The organism is Flaviramulus sp. BrNp1-15 (assembly GCF_022259695.1).
In the GTDB taxonomy this organism is placed as follows: Bacteria; Bacteroidota; Bacteroidia; order Flavobacteriales; family Flavobacteriaceae; genus BrNp1-15.
This window is the reverse complement of the sequence record NZ_CP092099.1, coordinates 1,065,313-1,081,644: the sequence shown is the minus strand read 5'-3', so window position 1 is coordinate 1,081,644 and position 16,332 is coordinate 1,065,313. Positions and strand designations below refer to the sequence as shown.

Genomic DNA, 16,332 nt, shown 5'->3' with positions numbered 1-16,332 from the left:
TCATTTAATGGGTAAAATCATTGCAATTGCTAATCAAAAAGGTGGTGTTGGTAAAACAACCACCTCAATTAACTTAGCAGCTTCACTAGGCGTTCTAGAAAAAAAAGTATTACTTATAGATGCTGACCCTCAAGCAAATGCAACTTCTGGAATTGGAATAGATGTAGAATCTGTTGAAATAGGAACCTACCAGCTTTTAGAGCATTCTAACGCTGCAAAAGACGCTATAGTTAAAACCGAAACTCCTAACTTAGATATTATTCCTGCTCATATTGACTTAGTAGCTATTGAAATAGAACTTGTTGATAAAGATGAACGCGAATACATGCTAAAAAAAGCATTACATGAGATAAAATATGATTACGATTATATTTTAATTGATTGTGCACCGTCATTAGGCTTGTTAACTTTAAACGCATTAACTGCTGCAGATGCAGTAATTATACCAATTCAATGTGAATATTTTGCACTTGAAGGTTTAGGAAAACTTTTAAACACTATTAAAAGTGTTCAAAAAATTCATAATCCAGATTTAGACATAGAAGGACTACTTCTTACTATGTACGATTCGCGTTTACGATTATCAAACCAGGTAGTGGAAGAAGTGCAAAAACACTTTAACGACATGGTTTTTCAAACCATTATACAGCGTAATGTTCGTTTAAGCGAAGCGCCAAGTTATGGCGAAAGCATAATTAATTATGATGCAGCTAGTAAAGGTGCAAACAATTACTTAAGTTTGGCAAAAGAAATCATCAATAAAAACTCCTAAATTATGGCTAAGGCAACTAAAAAACAGGCTTTAGGTAGAGGTTTATCGGCACTATTAAACGACCCTAGTAACGACATAAAATCGGTACAAGATAAAAATGCCGATAAAGTTATAGGTAATATAGTAGAGTTAGATATTGATTTTATTGAGGTTAACCCATTTCAACCGCGTACTAATTTTAGCGAAGAATCTTTACGCGAATTAGCTTCATCTATTAAAGAGTTGGGCATTATTCAACCTATTACGGTTAGAAAATTAGGGTTAAACAAATATCAATTAGTTTCAGGTGAACGCCGTTATAGAGCTTCTAAATTATTGAATTTAGAAACCATTCCTGCATATGTTAGAATTGCTAACGATCAGGAATCTTTAGAAATGGCTTTAGTTGAAAATATTCAACGTCAAGATTTAGATCCTATTGAAATTGCATTATCATACCAGCGTTTAATTGATGAAATAAATCTAACGCAAGAACAAATGAGTGAGCGTGTTGGAAAAAAACGTTCTACCATTGCAAACTATTTACGTTTATTAAAACTTGACCCAATTATTCAAACCGGAATGCGTGACGGTTTTATTTCTATGGGGCATGGTCGTGCTTTAATTACTGTTGAAGACCAAGCTATTCAATTAGATATTTACGAAAAAATACTTTCAGATAAACTATCGGTTAGAGAAACAGAAGGTTTAGTTAGAAACCAAAATACTTCCGAAAGTAAAAATACACCTTCAAAAAAAGAAGAAGATGAGGCAGTTCCAAAATACATAAAAAAAGGAATTACCGCTTTTTCTGAATACTTTGGTCACAAAATTGACGTTAAAGTCTCTAAAAACGGAAAAGGAAAAATTACCATTCCATTTCATTCAGAAGAAGATTTTAATCGTATTAAAAAATTAGTTGAAGGTGATTCAAAATAAATTTCTAATAGCAAGTTTACTTATACTTTCGTGTTGTTTTTCTTTAATAGCCCAAGATAAAGACTCAAAAAAAAAACAACTCCCAGAAGAGGTTTTACCAGAAGAAGTTGTTATAGATTCAATTATAAAAACCAGAGAACCTATTAACCCGCTCTCTCCTGCTAAAGCAGCTTTTTATTCTGCAATTTTACCCGGATTAGGGCAAGCCTACAATAAAAAATACTGGAAAATCCCTATAGTTTACGGTGCGATTGGTACTGGTGTGTATTTTTATGTTACCAATAACAAAGAGTACAACCGTTATAGAGATGCTTACAAAAGTAGATTAGCCGGATTTACAAATGATGAATTTTATTTAGGTGCCAATGGTGAACAATTAACAACACCCAGAGTTACCACAGAAGGATTGGAACGTGCTCAAAAATTTTTCAGAAAAAATAAAGAAATATCACTTTTAGTTACCATTGGACTTTATGCTTTAAATATTATTGACGCTAATGTAGATGCGCATTTATTGCAATATAATGTAGATGAAAATTTATCTTTAGCACCACATTATAAGTTTGATGAATTTGATGCTTCAAGCAGTCTTGGACTAACTCTAAATTTTAAATTTTAACCCTAAAGGGTTTTAGCAATTAACACAAATGAAAATAGCTTTACTTGGATACGGAAGAATGGGAAAAACCATTGAACAAATTGCAATAAATCGTGGTCATGACATCGTTCTAAAAGTCGATAAAGACGATAATGATTATGATATCACCAAAGCCGATGTTGCTATAGATTTTAGTATCCCAACAGTAGCATTCAATAATATATCTAATTGTTTGAATAACGGAGTTCCTGTTATTTCTGGCACAACAGGCTGGTTAGAAAACTACGATAACGCTGTTGAATTATGTAAAGAAAAAAACGGTGCTTTTATTTATACTTCAAACTACAGTTTAGGTGTTAATATTTTTTTCGAGCTTAATAAAACACTTGCTAAAATGATGAGTAACTTAAAGCAGTACAATGTTACTATGGAAGAAATTCATCATACTCAAAAGCTCGATGCTCCAAGTGGTACTGCCATTTCTTTGGCTAACGATATTATCACAAATAATGAGAATTACAAGAATTGGAAATTAGATGAAAATGGTGAATCTATCATTCCTATAGTTGCAAAACGTATTGAAGATGTTCCAGGAACGCATACTATTACTTATATAAGCGAAGTTGACACCATAAATATAGAACACGTAGCACATAACAGACAAGGTTTTGCTTTGGGTGCAGTTATTGCTGCAGAGTGGATTGTTGGAAAAACAGGAGTTTTCACCATGAACGATGTGTTAAATATTGGTTAATACACATTTAATATGTAACAATATAATTAGATATTGGTACCAACAAAAGAATTAAAATTTTAAGATTATGACGTGGACACAATGGTTTATATTCATATTAATTATTCAAGTAATTCATGGTTTAGGCACTTGGAAATTATACATTAAAGCAGGCAGACAAGCTTGGGAAGCTTTTGTTCCCGTTTATAATGGTGTTGTTTTAATGAAAATAATAAATCGCCCTTGGTGGTGGATTATACTATTATTTCTACCTATTGTAAACCTCATTATGTTTATTGTTGTTTGGGTTGAAACCGCAAGAAGTTTTGGTAAAAACACGCATTTAGATACTTTTTTAGCAGTAATTACTTTAGGTTTTTATAATTTTTATTTGAATTATATTGCTGATGTTAAACATGTTAAAGATAAAAGTATACACCCAAAATCGAGTTCTGGTGAGTGGACAAGCTCAATACTATTTGCTATTGTTGCAGCTACTATTGTGCATACTTATTTTATTCAGCCATTTACAATTCCGTCGTCATCATTAGAAAAATCCTTATTAGTTGGCGATTTTTTATTTGTAAGCAAATTTAATTATGGCGCACGAGTACCCATGACAACCGTTGCTGCACCTATGGTACATGATACTATTCCTATTTTAAAAAAGAAATCGTATTTATTTGACGATCACAAAGGAAGCCATTCATGGAAAAACAAATTACAACTGCCTTATTTACGTATTCCAGGGTTTGAAAAAATTGAAAGAAATGAAATAGTTGTATTCAATCAACCAGCAGATACATTGTTGGATATGAATAATTTTACCCCTGATAGAAATTACTACAAACCTATAGACAAGAAAACAAATCTTGTAAAACGCTGTGTTGGTGTTGCTGGTGACTCTTTAGAGATTCGTGATGGTTTTGTTTACATTAACGGTGAAAAAAATGTACTTCCGGATAGAGCACATTTACAGTTTAGTTATTTGGTTCAACCTAAAACAAATCAATTTAGTCCAAAGTTTTTAAAAGACCGTTACGACATTACAGATGGCTTTGGCATTATAAATAATCAAAACACTTACTACTTTTCTGCAATTTCAGATGAAGCTTTATCTAAGTTTAAAAATCATCCTAACGTTGCAAGTATAACACCAAATAAAAAGATTGAAGGAGAAAGAGACCCAAGCATCTTTCCGCATGATCCTAATTACAATTGGAATGTGGACTTTTTTGGTCCGTTGTACATCCCTGAAGAAGGAAAAACTATTGATATAAATTTAGAAGTTTTACCACTATACAAACGTGTAATTACCGAATATGAAGGCAACACACTACAAGTAAAAGGCAATCAAATTTTAATTAACGGTGAAGTTGCCAACACATATACTTTTAAACAAAATTACTATTGGATGATGGGAGATAATCGTCATAACTCAATAGATGCAAGACGTTGGGGCTTTGTACCTTTCAACCATGTTGTTGGTAAACCTGTTTTTATCTGGATGAGTTGGGATGGCAAAAATCCACGTTGGGAGCGTTACTTTACAACAGTTAGTGGTAATGGAAAACCAACTTCTTATTTTGTTCCTTTTATAGTATTGTTAGTTGCTTATTTTGGTCTTAGATATTGGTCAAGGAAAAGGTTAAAAAAAGAGTAAGTTTAGGTTTGTAAAAAAAGACTACTAAACATCTTTTATGGGAGTAAAAAAAAATTACATAGTTTTTCTTATCATAATTTTTGGTCTCCAAAATAAGGTTATTTCTCAAAATATGGTTAATCAAGACTCTATTTATAAAGATTTAGTACTAGGTAAATTCAATTATAAAAACAATAACTTATTTGTAAAAGCAAACCCTATTCATACTTCAAAAACCATTTACTTAAATAATGAAGTTTATATTGCTTTTGTTGATATGTACAAGCAAGCAAAAGCAGATGGAATTGATTTAAAAATCATTTCTGGAACTCGAAATTTTACCGAACAAAAAACTATTTGGGAAAGAAAATGGAACAAATACAAAAATCTACAACCCTTTGATAGAGCAAAAAAAATTTTAGAGTATAGTTCTATGCCAACCACCTCTAGACACCATTGGGGAACGGATATAGATTTAAATAGTTTAAGCAACACTTACTTTGAACATGGGAAAGGCAAAAAAGAATACGAATGGCTTATAAAAAATGCTCATGCTTTTGGTTTTTATCAAGTTTACACTAATAAAGAGACAGGAAGAACGGGTTATAATTTAGAAAAATGGCATTGGTCTTATATGCCTTTGGCTAGTAAATATTTAAATTATTATAACACAAATATCAACTATATAGACATCACAAATTTTGAAGGCTCTGAGCTTGCTGAAAAGCTAAATATTATTCCAGGATATGTAAATGGAATTTCAGAAGAAGCTAAAAATGCAATTTTAACAGATTAATGCAAATTATAATTCACCCAACATATTTTCCAAATATTGCGCATTTTGTAGCTATGGTAAATGCAGAAGGCATCACTTTTGAAATGGATGACAATTTCCTAAAGCAAACCTATCGTAATCGCACTTATATTTACGGTGCTAACGGAAAATTAGCATTAAATATTCCGGTTATCCATTCTCAAAAAAATCGTCAGAAATATAGAGACGTAAAAATTTTTAATGAAGAAAAATGGCAAGACAACCATTGGAAATCATTACTTTCAGCCTATAGAACCTCTCCTTTTTTTGAATATTATGAAGATGAACTAGTTACATTATTTACTGAAAAAACTGAGCATCTTTTAGACTTTAATTTAAAATGTTTTGAAGTAATTTGCGACTGTTTACAATTAGATCTAAATATTCATAAAACGGAAACTTACCAAAAAAATATTACTGATAAAATAGACTATAGATATTTAGTGAATGCTAAAAAAGAAATACCTCAACAGTTTAATAATTACACTCAGGTTTTTAGAGACAAACACGGTTTTATTTCTAATTTAAGCATTTTAGATTTACTTTTTAACGAAGGGCCAAATGTATTAAACTATTTAGAATCGCAAACCCTAATACAACCATAATGCTACAAAGTTTTACGCATTATGGCATTCATTTACTTTTACCTTTAATAGTTGCATTGGTTTGGTATAAATCTAACTGGAAAATGGCTTTTCTAATCATGTTTGCTGGTATTTTAATAGATTTAGATCATCTTCTAGCAAACCCTATTTTCGACCCCAACAGATGTAGCATTGGCTTTCATCCATTACATTCGTCTTTTGCAATTTTGTTCTACCTATTTCTTCTCGTGCCTAAAAAATCCAGATTAGTGGCTTTAGGATTAGTAATACACATTATAGCAGATTTAGCAGATTGTAGTTTTATGTAACCTGTTATTCCTGCGAAGGCAGGAATCTTACAAATTGAAACTCTTTTTTAAAGTGGATTCCTAGCTTTCTAGGAATGATAATCAATCTGCTTCTAAACTTAAAGTTGTCATTATTGGAAAATGATCAGAGTAGTGTTCATTATAAGCTTTAAAACCATTTACAGAAAAAGCTTCATCAGCAAAAATAAAGTCTATACGAACTGGAAAAAATTTAAAATCGTGGGTACGCCCAAAACCATTGCCAGCTTCAATAAATGCATCATTTAAATCTCCTTTAATTTTTCTGTACACATATGAAAACGCTGTATTATTAAAATCGCCACAAATCACCATTTTGTATTTACATTGCGCTTTATGTTTTAAAAACAATTCGGTTTGAAATTGCTGCCTACTAAAAGTTCTACCTATTCTATTAAAAAGTCGTTCTGAATCTTCATTTTTTAGACTTTCAACTTTGGTATTAATATGCAACGACTCTAAATGAATATTATAAATTCTAATAGTATCTGTTCCTTTAACTATATCAGCATAAATAGCGTTGTTACCAGTATCGGGAAACTCAATGGAACCAGAATTTACAATAGGATATTGCGAAAAGATAGCTTGCCCGTATTTTGTTTTTTTACCTGACAAGTGTTCATATTTATATTTAAAAAAGGAAAGATTTATGTTTTTATGTGGATGATACTCCTGAATACTTAAAACATCTGGAGATTCTGTTTTAATAAAATCTACAATTTTAATTTCAATATCTTTTTCTGGAATCCATTCGTACAAATTAAAAAGTCTCACATTATAATTCATAACTTTTATATTCTCCGGATTTTCTATACTTTTTGAAGATGAAAATTTATATAACGACCCAAAGAAAAAATAGCCAATTAAAAGCACAACTAACGATAACACAAACTGCTTTTTAAGCTTTATAAGCCAATATAAAAAGCATAATACGTTAACTAAAATTAAAAATGAAACTCCTAAATTAACTACAGAAAGAAATGAAAATGTTTTAGGTGGTAAAAACGGTAAGGTATAGGATAATAGAAGTAAAATAGCAACAATAACATTAATGAAATAGATGATTTTATTTATGAAGCTTAAATTTCTCATCTTACTACTTCCCTGCCTTAAATAAGAATTCCTTTTCTTCAGAAGTTAAACTATCGTAACCACTTTTACTGATTTTATCGAGAATCACATCAATTTTCTTTTGATTATTGAACTCTTTAAAATCAGATTTAGTATAACCTCCAACCTTACTTTTATTTTTATGAACTGTTTTTAAAGGGCCTTTTTTAGATGGTTTAAATATACTTACAATGCTATCCATAAAACGCTCAAAACCCTTACCAATATCATGACCTTTTAGCAACTGTTTAGCATAAACATAACCCAGTAAAGCACCACCCAAATGTGCTAAATTCCCTCCTGAATTAGCTCCAAAAAGTCCAATAACATCTAAAACAACTATTGCAGCTCCAACATACCAAAGTTTTAAATTAAAAGTAAAAAAGCGTATATCCTGATTGGGCATATGGGCACATAAAAAAATTAACAAGGCTCTCACCGCTGCAGATGCTCCTAACAACCTGGAATAACTACCAAATAAACTTGGAAACAAAGTATACCCCAACATAAATAAAACACCACCAGAAATTGCTCCCAAAAAGTAGATATTAAGAGCCATTTTAGGACCAAATAAATTTAAAAACATCCGCCCCAAGAAATACAACCAAAGCATATTAAAAAGAAGGTGCAAGAAATCGTAGTGTAAAAACGCATAGGTAATAATTGTCCATGGCTTAGTAATAAACTCAGAAAAACTACTAGGTAATTCTAACCAACCCATTACAGATTTAAGAAATAATCCTAATAAAAAAACAACCACATTAATGGCTATTATTTTTTCTAATACATTAAGATTAGACAGTTTTTGTTTTATATCTTGAGAAAGCGAAGTCATTAATTCCAGCGGTTTCTATTAAACTGTGTTTTTTTCCAATACCACATAATTATAAATCCTGCTAATGCTCCACCTACGTGAGCCATATACGCTGTGTTACTTGGGCTAAAAAATGATTGACCAGTAATACCTGAGATTAAATCTAAAATAATAATACCTGGAATAAAATATTTTGCTTTTATAGGGATAGGTAAAAATATCATCATCAATTTAGCTTCTGGATTCATCATACCAAAAGCAACAAGAATACCCATGATACAACCTGAAGCTCCAACCATAGACGCATAGTAAATTTCGTTAAACTCCTGACCAATAGCTCTAAACACTTTTCCATCTTTAAACACTTCTACTATTTGCTCTTGTGTAAAGCCTAAAGCCATAGCTTCTTGCTCCATCGGTATATACTTGAAATAGTAATAACCTAATTGTAAGGCAACCGCACCTAAACCTGCCGAAAAATAAATAAACAAAAATCGCTTAGATCCTAATGTCTGTTCTACAGGCGTACCAAACATCCAGAGAGCAAACATATTGAAGAAAATATGCATTGGGCCACCGTGCATAAACATATGCGTAACTATTTGCCAAGGTTGAAATGCTTCATTTTTTGGAAAATACAAAGCAAACCAATCGTAAAATAAAACTCCTTCTCCTATTGCTATAGTACCGATAAACATAATCACATTAATGATTATTAAATGTTTAACGGTTTCTGAAATCCTCATCATATTCTAAATAAATTTTTTATCTAATTCATCAACACTCATGGTAATAAATGTTGTTCTATTAGTAGGCGATACATTAGGTTCTTTACAAGCAAATAGCTTATTTACTAAATATTCTTGTTCATCTTTTTGTAACGATTGCCCAGTTTTAATAGCTAAACTTTTAGCCATAGATTTTGCCAACAAATCGGTAGCACTAAAATTATTATCGGGCACCTCATTTTCAACATCACTTATAAGTTGTTCTAAAATAATAGACACTTCACTTTCTGGAACACTAACTGGAACACCTGTAACCTCTACCGATTCTTCTTTAACGTTTGAAAATACAAAACCGGTATGTTCTAAATCTTCTTTTAATTGATTTATAATTTCTATATCCTGTTTTGAAAAATGAAGCTGAAGCGGAAATAATAATTGCTGACTTGTAGCTTCTTTTATCGTCATGTTTTTAAGAAAATCTTCATACAAAACACGTTGATGCGCACGATGCTGGTCTATAACCAACATACCCGATTTTATGGTACTAACTATATATTTATTATGAAGTTGATATGTAGTATTGGTTTGCTCAATTTGATTATCATCATTAAAAATTGAAGCGGTTTGTGGGTCACTTTCAAAATGTACTTCACTAAAATCTTGTTGAGTTTCGTTTCCTTTAGATTCTAATCCAACATATAAACTTTCCCAACTTGTAGCAGGTTCTTTTTTGTAAGCGAAAGTCTTTTTCTCTTCATTAAAAGGATTAAAACTTCTGTCTACTTCTATTTTTGGAGCATCAGTATGACTAGTTTTATAGCTATACGGCGTATCTAAATTAGGGTCGCGATCAAAATCTAAAACAGGTGCAATATTAAACTGTCCTAAACTATGTTTTACTGCCGAACGTAATAAAGCATACAAGGTATGTTCATCATCAAACTTTATTTCTGTTTTAGTTGGATGAATATTAATATCTATAGTTTGTGGATCGACATGCAGGTTTAAAAAATAACTAGGGTGTGTTCCGTTTTTCAACAAACCATCAAAAGCCGAAGCTATAGCATGATTTAAATAAGCGCTTTTTATAAAACGATCATTCACAAAAAAATACTGTTCGCCTCTGGTTTTTTTAGCAAATTCGGGTTTACCAACAAAACCTGAGATTTTTAAAACTTCGGTATCTTCTTCAACTGGCACAAGCTTTTCATTGGTTTTACTACCAAAAATATTGACTATGCGTTGTCTAAAATTACTAACCGGTAAATTAAAGGTTTCGCTACCATTATTATATAAAGCAAAACCAATATTAGGATGCGCTAATGACACTCTATGAAATTCATCAATTACATGACGGAGTTCTACAGCATCAGATTTTAAAAAATTACGTCGCGCAGGAATATTAAAAAAAAGATTTTTAACAGAAACCGAAGTTCCTTTTGGAGTTACAACCACTTCTTGTGCCACCACTTTACTACCTTCAATTTCAATAGTATTTCCCACATCGTCTTGCTCTTGCTTTGTTTTTAACTCTACATGAGCAATAGCAGCAATACTTGCTAAAGCCTCTCCTCGAAACCCTTTGGTATGTAATTGAAATAAATCGTCTGCAGTACGAATTTTAGAAGTAGCATGACGCTCAAAACTTAAACGGGCGTCGGTAGTACTCATACCTTTTCCGTTGTCAATAACTTGAACGAGAGTTTTTCCCGCGTCTTTTATAATAAGTTTTATTGAAGTAGCTTCTGCATCAATGGCATTTTCAAGAAGCTCTTTTACTACAGAAGCTGGACGTTGTACAACTTCTCCAGCGGCTATTTGATTTGCTACATGGTCGGGTAAAAGCTGTATAATGTCTGCCATAAATTATTTAGAAAAGAAAATAGATAAATCGAAATCGATAATGAACAAAAATATTAAAACTAATATTCCAACTATAATTAAAATACGTCTGTTTGCAGCTTTATCTGGGTTTTTATAATCTTCAATTGCTTCGTTAAATTTTGTTTTTATGCCCTTATTACCACCAACTGTTTTTCTAAACTTATCAAACTTATGCTTTATTTCAAACGGATTCCCTTCACCTTTATCATCAAAATAACGAGGTGTATAACTGAATTTTTTGTTTTTACGCGTTTTTAAAAGTCCCATGATTTCTAAGTTTTTTGGTTACATGTATTTCTTTTCTAATAAATACATACAAATCAATAATAATACCAAAACCAATATTAAAGTTTTTATGGGCATAACACCTCGAGCTTTTGGTCTATTACCTTTACTTTCTCGCCATTTGGAGATAAAATCCTTGGTGTTTTTATCAGTATCTAAATTAGAAGCATCCTGATTTTCTTTAGAAAATCGAGGTTGATAATTAAAAGTTCTATGCTTACGTTGTTTAAACAAAATCTAGTACTGTTGTAGGCCAAAAGTACTTAAAAATAGACAGAAACTTTTAATTGAAATGCCAAAAATTGTTAACAAACCTAACAAGGTTGGAGTAAGATGCATGAAGCTAGAAGTATGAGACTAGCTGTTTTTACGTAATTCAGCCATTTTTATAGCTGCAATAGCCGCTTCTGTTCCCTTATTACCATGTTTACCACCAGAACGCTCAATGGCTTGTTGCATATTATCATCGGTTAACACACAAAAAATTACTGGTGTTTCTCTTATTACATTTAAATCTTTAATGCCTTGTGAAACTGCTTCACATACAAAATCAAAATGCTTGGTTTCACCTTTAATAACACTACCAATAGCAATAACTGCATTAACCATTTGTTCCTGCATTTTCTTGCTTCCGTAAACAAGCTCAAAGCTTCCAGGTACATTCCAACGAATTATATTGGCAGGTAATGCGCCATTTTCTATTAAAGCATCATAAGCCCCTTGAAACAATCCTTCAGTAATATTATCGTTCCATTCAGAAACAACAATCCCAAACCGAAATCTATTCGCGTTTGGGATTGTTTCTTTATCGTAATCTGATAAATTTTTATTTGCCGTAGCCATATGTAAACATATTATTTACTTGCCAATACTTGCGCTTTTCCAATAAACACATCAACTGTTGCAGCTTCAGTAGAATTAGAATAATCGTCTTTTATTCTTTTAAAATAACCTAAAGCTTTATCTGCTTGTCCTAAATCTAACGCAACAGAACCTGCTTTAAACAAATACATTGGTGTTGTATATTCATTATCGCGCATTTTAGCTGCTTCTTCGTAATATCCTAAAGCATCTTCTGGCTGATTTAATTGCACAAATGCATCACCAATATTTCCTTTAGCTAAAGGCGCTAAAATTTCATCATCACTTTTAAAATTACCTAAATACTCTACAGCATTTTTGTAATCTTTCAATCTTAAATATGCAGTTCCAGCATAATAATTTGCTAAGTTAGCCGATGGTGTTCCGCTATACTCTTCTATAATATCCAGCATACCAAACTTACCTTCGCCACCTGTTAATGCTAAGTTGTATAACGAATCTTTTGCTGTACCATTTACAGCATCATTAAAATATTTTTGTGCTTGAAACATATCGTTCATAGCATTAGTTTGTTTAGGCTTAGCAATAAACTCTTTGTAACCTAAATAACCTAATACTACTAGAGCAACAACTCCTATAATAACAAAAATGTATTTCTGATTTTTCTCTACAAAAGCTTCCGTTTTTGAAGCCGTTTCATCAAGGGTATTAAAAACCTCTGCAGTAGTAGAACCTTCTTCAATATTTTGTTGTTTCTCTACCTTAGTTTGTGGTTTACCTCCTCTTTTTTTATAAGTCGCCATGCTTTGCTGTCTAATTTATTGTGCGTGCAAAAATATAATTTTTCTTCATAACTAAAAGGGTATTTATTTGATATTTTTCAATAATTTGCACTTCTTTTAAGTGTTTAAGCCTTTAAACACAATTTAAGTTGCTTTTTATATGATTTTAAAATCTCTTTCATTACTTAATTATAAAAACTTTGACAGCAAATCGTTCATTTTCAATGATAAAATAAACTGCATTGTTGGCAATAATGGTATTGGAAAAACAAATGTATTAGATGCTATTTATCATTTATCCTTCGGAAAAAGTTATTTTAATCCGGTAGCAACTCAAAATATTAAGCACGATGAAGACTTTTTTGTAATAAATGGTGAATATGAAAAAGCTGATAAAACCGAAAAAATAGCAATAAGTTTAAAGCGCGGACAAAAAAAATTTATAAAACGTAACGGAAAAGCCTATGAGAAATTTAGTGAGCATATAGGTTTTTTGCCTTTAGTAATCATATCTCCTGCCGATAGAGACTTAATTATTGAAGGCAGCGACACCCGCCGAAAATTTATTGATAGTGTGATTTCGCAAAGTGACAAAAACTATCTTACACATTTAATTAATTACAACAAAATACTAGCACAACGTAACGCTTTACTTAAATATTTTGCTTTAAATCATACTTTTAATTCTGATACTTTAGAGGTTTACAACAATCAATTAACCGATTTTGGGACTATAATTTTTGAGAAACGTGAAGCTTTTTTAAAAGAATTTATTCCTATTTTTAAAGAACGTTATCAAGCAATAAGTAATGGTAATGAAATTGTAGATTTAAAATATAAAAGTGATTTATTTGAAGATGATTTAAATACCCTTTTACGAAACACCATTAATAAAGATAAAGCACTACAATATACTAGTGTAGGTATTCATAAAGATGATTTACAATTTAATATTGAAAGCCATCCTATTAAAAAATTTGGAAGTCAAGGGCAGCAAAAATCATTTTTAATTGCATTAAAACTAGCCCAATTTGATTTTATAAAAGCACAAAGTGGCGTGAATCCTATTTTATTGTTAGACGATATTTTTGATAAGTTGGATGAAAATCGCGTTTCACAAATTATTAAGTTAGTAGATAATGAAAACTTTGGACAACTGTTTATTAGTGATACACACGCAGAACGAACAGAAAATGCAGTAAAACAGGTACATCAATCTTATGAGGTTTTTAAATTATAATTTAAAAAATGGCAAAACGTAACAACGAACATATCAGTATATCTGACGCATTAAAAGAATTTGTAGAAACCAATAAACTTGAAAAAGGCTTAAACAAAGTTAATGTTGCAGATGCCTGGGCGAAACTTATGGGAAATGGTGTAAACAACTACACAATTTCGGTAAATTTAGAACGCGAAACTCTATATATTCAATTAAGTTCTAGCGTTTTAAGAGAAGAATTAAGCTATGGAAAACAAAAAATAATTAATATGCTTAATGAAGAATTAGGTAAAGAAATTATTAAAAAACTGATTTTAAGATAGTTAAACAAAATAATTATTTTAAAATAAATCTATTAAAACCAAAAAGGTATACTTATTTATCTTACCTTTGGCACTTAATTTTTATAATACAAATACAATGAGTAAAGGTACCGTAAAATTCTTCAATGACTCTAAAGGTTTTGGATTCATCGTTGAAGAGGACAACAACAAAGAACATTTCGTACACATTTCAGGACTTATCGATGAAATTCGTGAAGGCGACAATGTTGAATTCGATCTACAAGAAGGTAGAAAAGGATTAAACGCCGTAAACGTAAAAGTAATCTAATACATATACTTTAACAATTACAATTAAAAGTCTATCAATCAATTTGATAGACTTTTTTGTTGTTTATTACTTTTAAAATAAAATAACTATAAAATAAAGCATTTATAAGATTAATTGGCTGTACCTTTACAGTATTATATTAATTTAATATTAAAGAAAATGAGTAAAGGTACCGTAAAATTCTTCAATGATTCTAAAGGTTTTGGATTCATAACAGAAGATGACAACAACAAAGAGCATTTTGTACACATTTCAGGACTTGTCGATGAAATTCGTGAAGGTGATGCAGTTGAATTCGATTTACAAGAAGGTAAAAAAGGATTGAACGCCGTAAACGTAAAAGTAATCTAAGATATATACTTTAACAATTACAAATTAAAAATCTGTCAAAATTATTTTGGCAGATTTTTTTTTATTTATTACCTTTTCCACACCTAACTTATTGTTAAATAACAATTAATTATTATTTGGCATTGAGTTTGCATTACATTTAATAATTAATTTAATATTTTAAAAACATGAGTAAAGGAACAGTAAAATTCTTCAACGATTCAAAAGGATTCGGATTTATAATAGAAGAAGGTTCGCAAAAAGAGCATTTTGTTCACATTTCAGGATTAATCGACGAAATTCGCGAAGGCGATATTGTTGAATTTGATCTACAAGAAGGAAGAAAAGGTTTAAACGCAGTAAACGTAAAAGTAGTTTAATATATACTTATTAACTTTATTGAAAACAAAAATCCCGCAACAGTGTTGCGGGATTTTTGTTTTTTGTAACTAAACACACTATTTAATCGTCTTAAATAAAAAAATATATTCTAAAATGATAAAAACAAAAAAAACTACAGTATTCCTGTTCATAACACTAATGCTGAGTGTTACTATTTCAAATTCTCAAAATCAAAACAATTCTAAAAAAGATTTGGAAGCCATTATTACTTATCATGATAGTATATTTTGGGAAGGTTTTAATACATGTAATTTAAGCATATTAAAAGATTATATATCTGATGATTTGGAATTTTACCATGATAAAAATGGTTTAACTGTAGGAGCTGAAATTTTTTTAAAAGTAACAGATAAAAACTTATGCACTTCTAAAGGTCAATGGAGATTAAGAAGAGAAGTTGTTACTGGTAGTGTAAAAATATACCCTATAAATAATTATGGAGCTATAATGTCTGGTGAACACCAATTTTTTATCACGGAAAATAATAAACCCGAATATTTAGATGGAATTTCAAAGTTTACTAATATTTGGCAATTAAAAGAGAATAAGTGGAAAATGACACGTGTTTTAAGTTATGACCATAAGGCACCTCCTCAAAATACAGATAAAAAAGAAATTTTATTACCTGATAAAATACTTAATTCTTACATTGGAGAATATAGCACCCACACAGGCACAATATCTGTTTCTATAGAAGATAAAACCCTAAAAATTAAGGCCGGTGAAATGATAATAAGTGTTTATGCCCAATCTGAATCATCATTTTACAGTAAGGAAAAACCTTTAACATTTGAATTTGTTAAAAATGATAGTGAGCCTAATATTAAAATGATTGTTAGAGAAAAAGGAAATATTGTTGAAAAGGCCATCAAAAATTAATTTTTTATCAACCTTAAAAACAAAAACCCGCAACAGTGTTGCGGGATTTTTTAT

General features: G+C 30.7%; 22 protein-coding genes. 14 read left to right on the top strand and 8 right to left on the bottom strand.

All coding sequences use genetic code 11. The features are described from left to right. Positions 1 to 7: 7 nt before the first annotated feature. The 8 genes from MBM09_RS04895 to MBM09_RS04860 all read left to right on the top strand — a co-directional run bounded on the left by MBM09_RS04895 (position 8) and on the right by MBM09_RS04860 (position 6,390). On the top strand, positions 8 to 772 hold the full coding sequence (locus MBM09_RS04895) for a ParA family protein (protein WP_238675730.1): 765 nt from the start codon (positions 8 to 10) through the stop codon (positions 770 to 772). A 3-nt stretch (positions 773 to 775) separates the two neighbouring features. Next, on the top strand, positions 776 to 1,690 hold the full coding sequence (locus MBM09_RS04890; RefSeq protein WP_238675729.1) for a ParB/RepB/Spo0J family partition protein: 915 nt from the start codon (positions 776 to 778) through the stop codon (positions 1,688 to 1,690). Beyond that, positions 1,680 to 2,309 carry a DUF5683 domain-containing protein gene (locus MBM09_RS04885; protein WP_238676313.1) on the top strand — a complete coding sequence of 210 codons (630 nt, stop codon included), beginning with the start codon at positions 1,680 to 1,682 and terminating at the stop codon, positions 2,307 to 2,309. The genes MBM09_RS04890 and MBM09_RS04885 overlap by 11 nt, the downstream gene beginning before the upstream one ends. 28 nt (positions 2,310 to 2,337) lie before the next feature. Continuing rightward, the gene (gene dapB, locus MBM09_RS04880; RefSeq protein ID WP_238675728.1) at positions 2,338 to 3,042 is read left to right on the top strand and encodes a 4-hydroxy-tetrahydrodipicolinate reductase; all 705 of its coding nucleotides are present in this window, start codon (positions 2,338 to 2,340) and stop codon (positions 3,040 to 3,042) included. Between the two features lie 67 nt (positions 3,043 to 3,109). After that, positions 3,110 to 4,684 carry a signal peptidase I gene (lepB, locus tag MBM09_RS04875; protein ID WP_238675727.1) on the top strand — a complete coding sequence of 525 codons (1,575 nt, stop codon included), beginning with the start codon at positions 3,110 to 3,112 and terminating at the stop codon, positions 4,682 to 4,684. Positions 4,685 to 4,721: 37 nt separating this feature from the next. Further along, the gene (locus MBM09_RS04870; RefSeq protein WP_238675726.1) at positions 4,722 to 5,459 is read left to right on the top strand and encodes a M15 family metallopeptidase; all 738 of its coding nucleotides are present in this window, start codon (positions 4,722 to 4,724) and stop codon (positions 5,457 to 5,459) included. Next, positions 5,459 to 6,082 (top strand): WbqC family protein, encoded by a 624-nt coding sequence (locus MBM09_RS04865; protein WP_238675725.1) that lies wholly within the window; start codon positions 5,459 to 5,461, stop codon positions 6,080 to 6,082. Before MBM09_RS04870 ends, MBM09_RS04865 begins: the two co-directional genes overlap by 1 nt. Then, positions 6,082 to 6,390 (top strand): DUF6122 family protein, encoded by a 309-nt coding sequence (locus MBM09_RS04860; RefSeq protein WP_238675724.1) that lies wholly within the window; start codon positions 6,082 to 6,084, stop codon positions 6,388 to 6,390. Before MBM09_RS04865 ends, MBM09_RS04860 begins: the two co-directional genes overlap by 1 nt. A gap of 81 nt (positions 6,391 to 6,471) precedes the next feature. On the opposite strand, the gene MBM09_RS04855 is transcribed toward MBM09_RS04860, so the two are convergent. From MBM09_RS04855 to MBM09_RS04820, 8 genes are all read right to left on the bottom strand, one after another. After that, on the bottom strand, positions 6,472 to 7,500 hold the full coding sequence (locus MBM09_RS04855; RefSeq protein ID WP_238675723.1) for an endonuclease/exonuclease/phosphatase family protein: 1,029 nt from the start codon (positions 7,498 to 7,500) through the stop codon (positions 6,472 to 6,474). A 4-nt stretch (positions 7,501 to 7,504) separates the two neighbouring features. Then, positions 7,505 to 8,353, bottom strand: a complete 849-nt coding sequence (locus tag MBM09_RS04850; RefSeq protein WP_238675722.1) for a rhomboid family intramembrane serine protease — start codon at positions 8,351 to 8,353, stop codon at positions 7,505 to 7,507. After that, the gene (locus MBM09_RS04845) at positions 8,353 to 9,081 is read right to left on the bottom strand and encodes a rhomboid family intramembrane serine protease (protein ID WP_238675721.1); all 729 of its coding nucleotides are present in this window, start codon (positions 9,079 to 9,081) and stop codon (positions 8,353 to 8,355) included. The genes MBM09_RS04850 and MBM09_RS04845 overlap by 1 nt, the downstream gene beginning before the upstream one ends. Before the next feature lie 3 nt (positions 9,082 to 9,084). After that, positions 9,085 to 10,923, bottom strand: a complete 1,839-nt coding sequence (gene mutL, locus MBM09_RS04840; RefSeq protein ID WP_238675720.1) for a DNA mismatch repair endonuclease MutL — start codon at positions 10,921 to 10,923, stop codon at positions 9,085 to 9,087. 3 nt (positions 10,924 to 10,926) lie between these two features. Then, positions 10,927 to 11,211, bottom strand: coding sequence for a riboflavin synthase subunit beta (locus MBM09_RS04835; protein ID WP_238675719.1), 285 nt, complete (start codon positions 11,209 to 11,211; stop codon positions 10,927 to 10,929). 18 nt (positions 11,212 to 11,229) lie between these two features. Continuing rightward, positions 11,230 to 11,463 (bottom strand): hypothetical protein, encoded by a 234-nt coding sequence (locus tag MBM09_RS04830; protein WP_238675718.1) that lies wholly within the window; start codon positions 11,461 to 11,463, stop codon positions 11,230 to 11,232. A gap of 123 nt (positions 11,464 to 11,586) precedes the next feature. Then, the gene (gene ribH, locus MBM09_RS04825; RefSeq protein ID WP_238675717.1) at positions 11,587 to 12,072 is read right to left on the bottom strand and encodes a 6,7-dimethyl-8-ribityllumazine synthase; all 486 of its coding nucleotides are present in this window, start codon (positions 12,070 to 12,072) and stop codon (positions 11,587 to 11,589) included. Between the two features lie 11 nt (positions 12,073 to 12,083). Continuing rightward, on the bottom strand, positions 12,084 to 12,854 hold the full coding sequence (locus tag MBM09_RS04820; protein ID WP_238675716.1) for a tetratricopeptide repeat protein: 771 nt from the start codon (positions 12,852 to 12,854) through the stop codon (positions 12,084 to 12,086). A gap of 139 nt (positions 12,855 to 12,993) precedes the next feature. Between MBM09_RS04820 and MBM09_RS04815 the strand changes: the two genes are divergently transcribed. From MBM09_RS04815 to MBM09_RS04790, 6 genes are all read left to right on the top strand, one after another. Further along, positions 12,994 to 14,073: a DNA replication/repair protein RecF gene (locus MBM09_RS04815; protein WP_238675715.1), complete on the top strand. Its 1,080-nt coding sequence runs from the start codon at positions 12,994 to 12,996 to the stop codon at positions 14,071 to 14,073. An 8-nt stretch (positions 14,074 to 14,081) separates the two neighbouring features. Beyond that, complete coding sequence (locus MBM09_RS04810) at positions 14,082 to 14,378, top strand: DUF721 domain-containing protein (protein WP_238675714.1); 297 nt, start codon at positions 14,082 to 14,084, stop codon at positions 14,376 to 14,378. Between the two features lie 97 nt (positions 14,379 to 14,475). Next, the gene (locus tag MBM09_RS04805; protein ID WP_076698245.1) at positions 14,476 to 14,667 is read left to right on the top strand and encodes a cold-shock protein; all 192 of its coding nucleotides are present in this window, start codon (positions 14,476 to 14,478) and stop codon (positions 14,665 to 14,667) included. A gap of 159 nt (positions 14,668 to 14,826) precedes the next feature. After that, positions 14,827 to 15,018 (top strand): cold-shock protein, encoded by a 192-nt coding sequence (locus MBM09_RS04800; RefSeq protein ID WP_135876672.1) that lies wholly within the window; start codon positions 14,827 to 14,829, stop codon positions 15,016 to 15,018. 167 nt (positions 15,019 to 15,185) lie between these two features. After that, the gene (locus MBM09_RS04795; RefSeq protein ID WP_238675713.1) at positions 15,186 to 15,377 is read left to right on the top strand and encodes a cold-shock protein; all 192 of its coding nucleotides are present in this window, start codon (positions 15,186 to 15,188) and stop codon (positions 15,375 to 15,377) included. Between the two features lie 115 nt (positions 15,378 to 15,492). Further along, positions 15,493 to 16,278: a nuclear transport factor 2 family protein gene (locus MBM09_RS04790; protein ID WP_238675712.1), complete on the top strand. Its 786-nt coding sequence runs from the start codon at positions 15,493 to 15,495 to the stop codon at positions 16,276 to 16,278. The last annotated feature ends 54 nt before the right edge of the window (positions 16,279 to 16,332 follow it).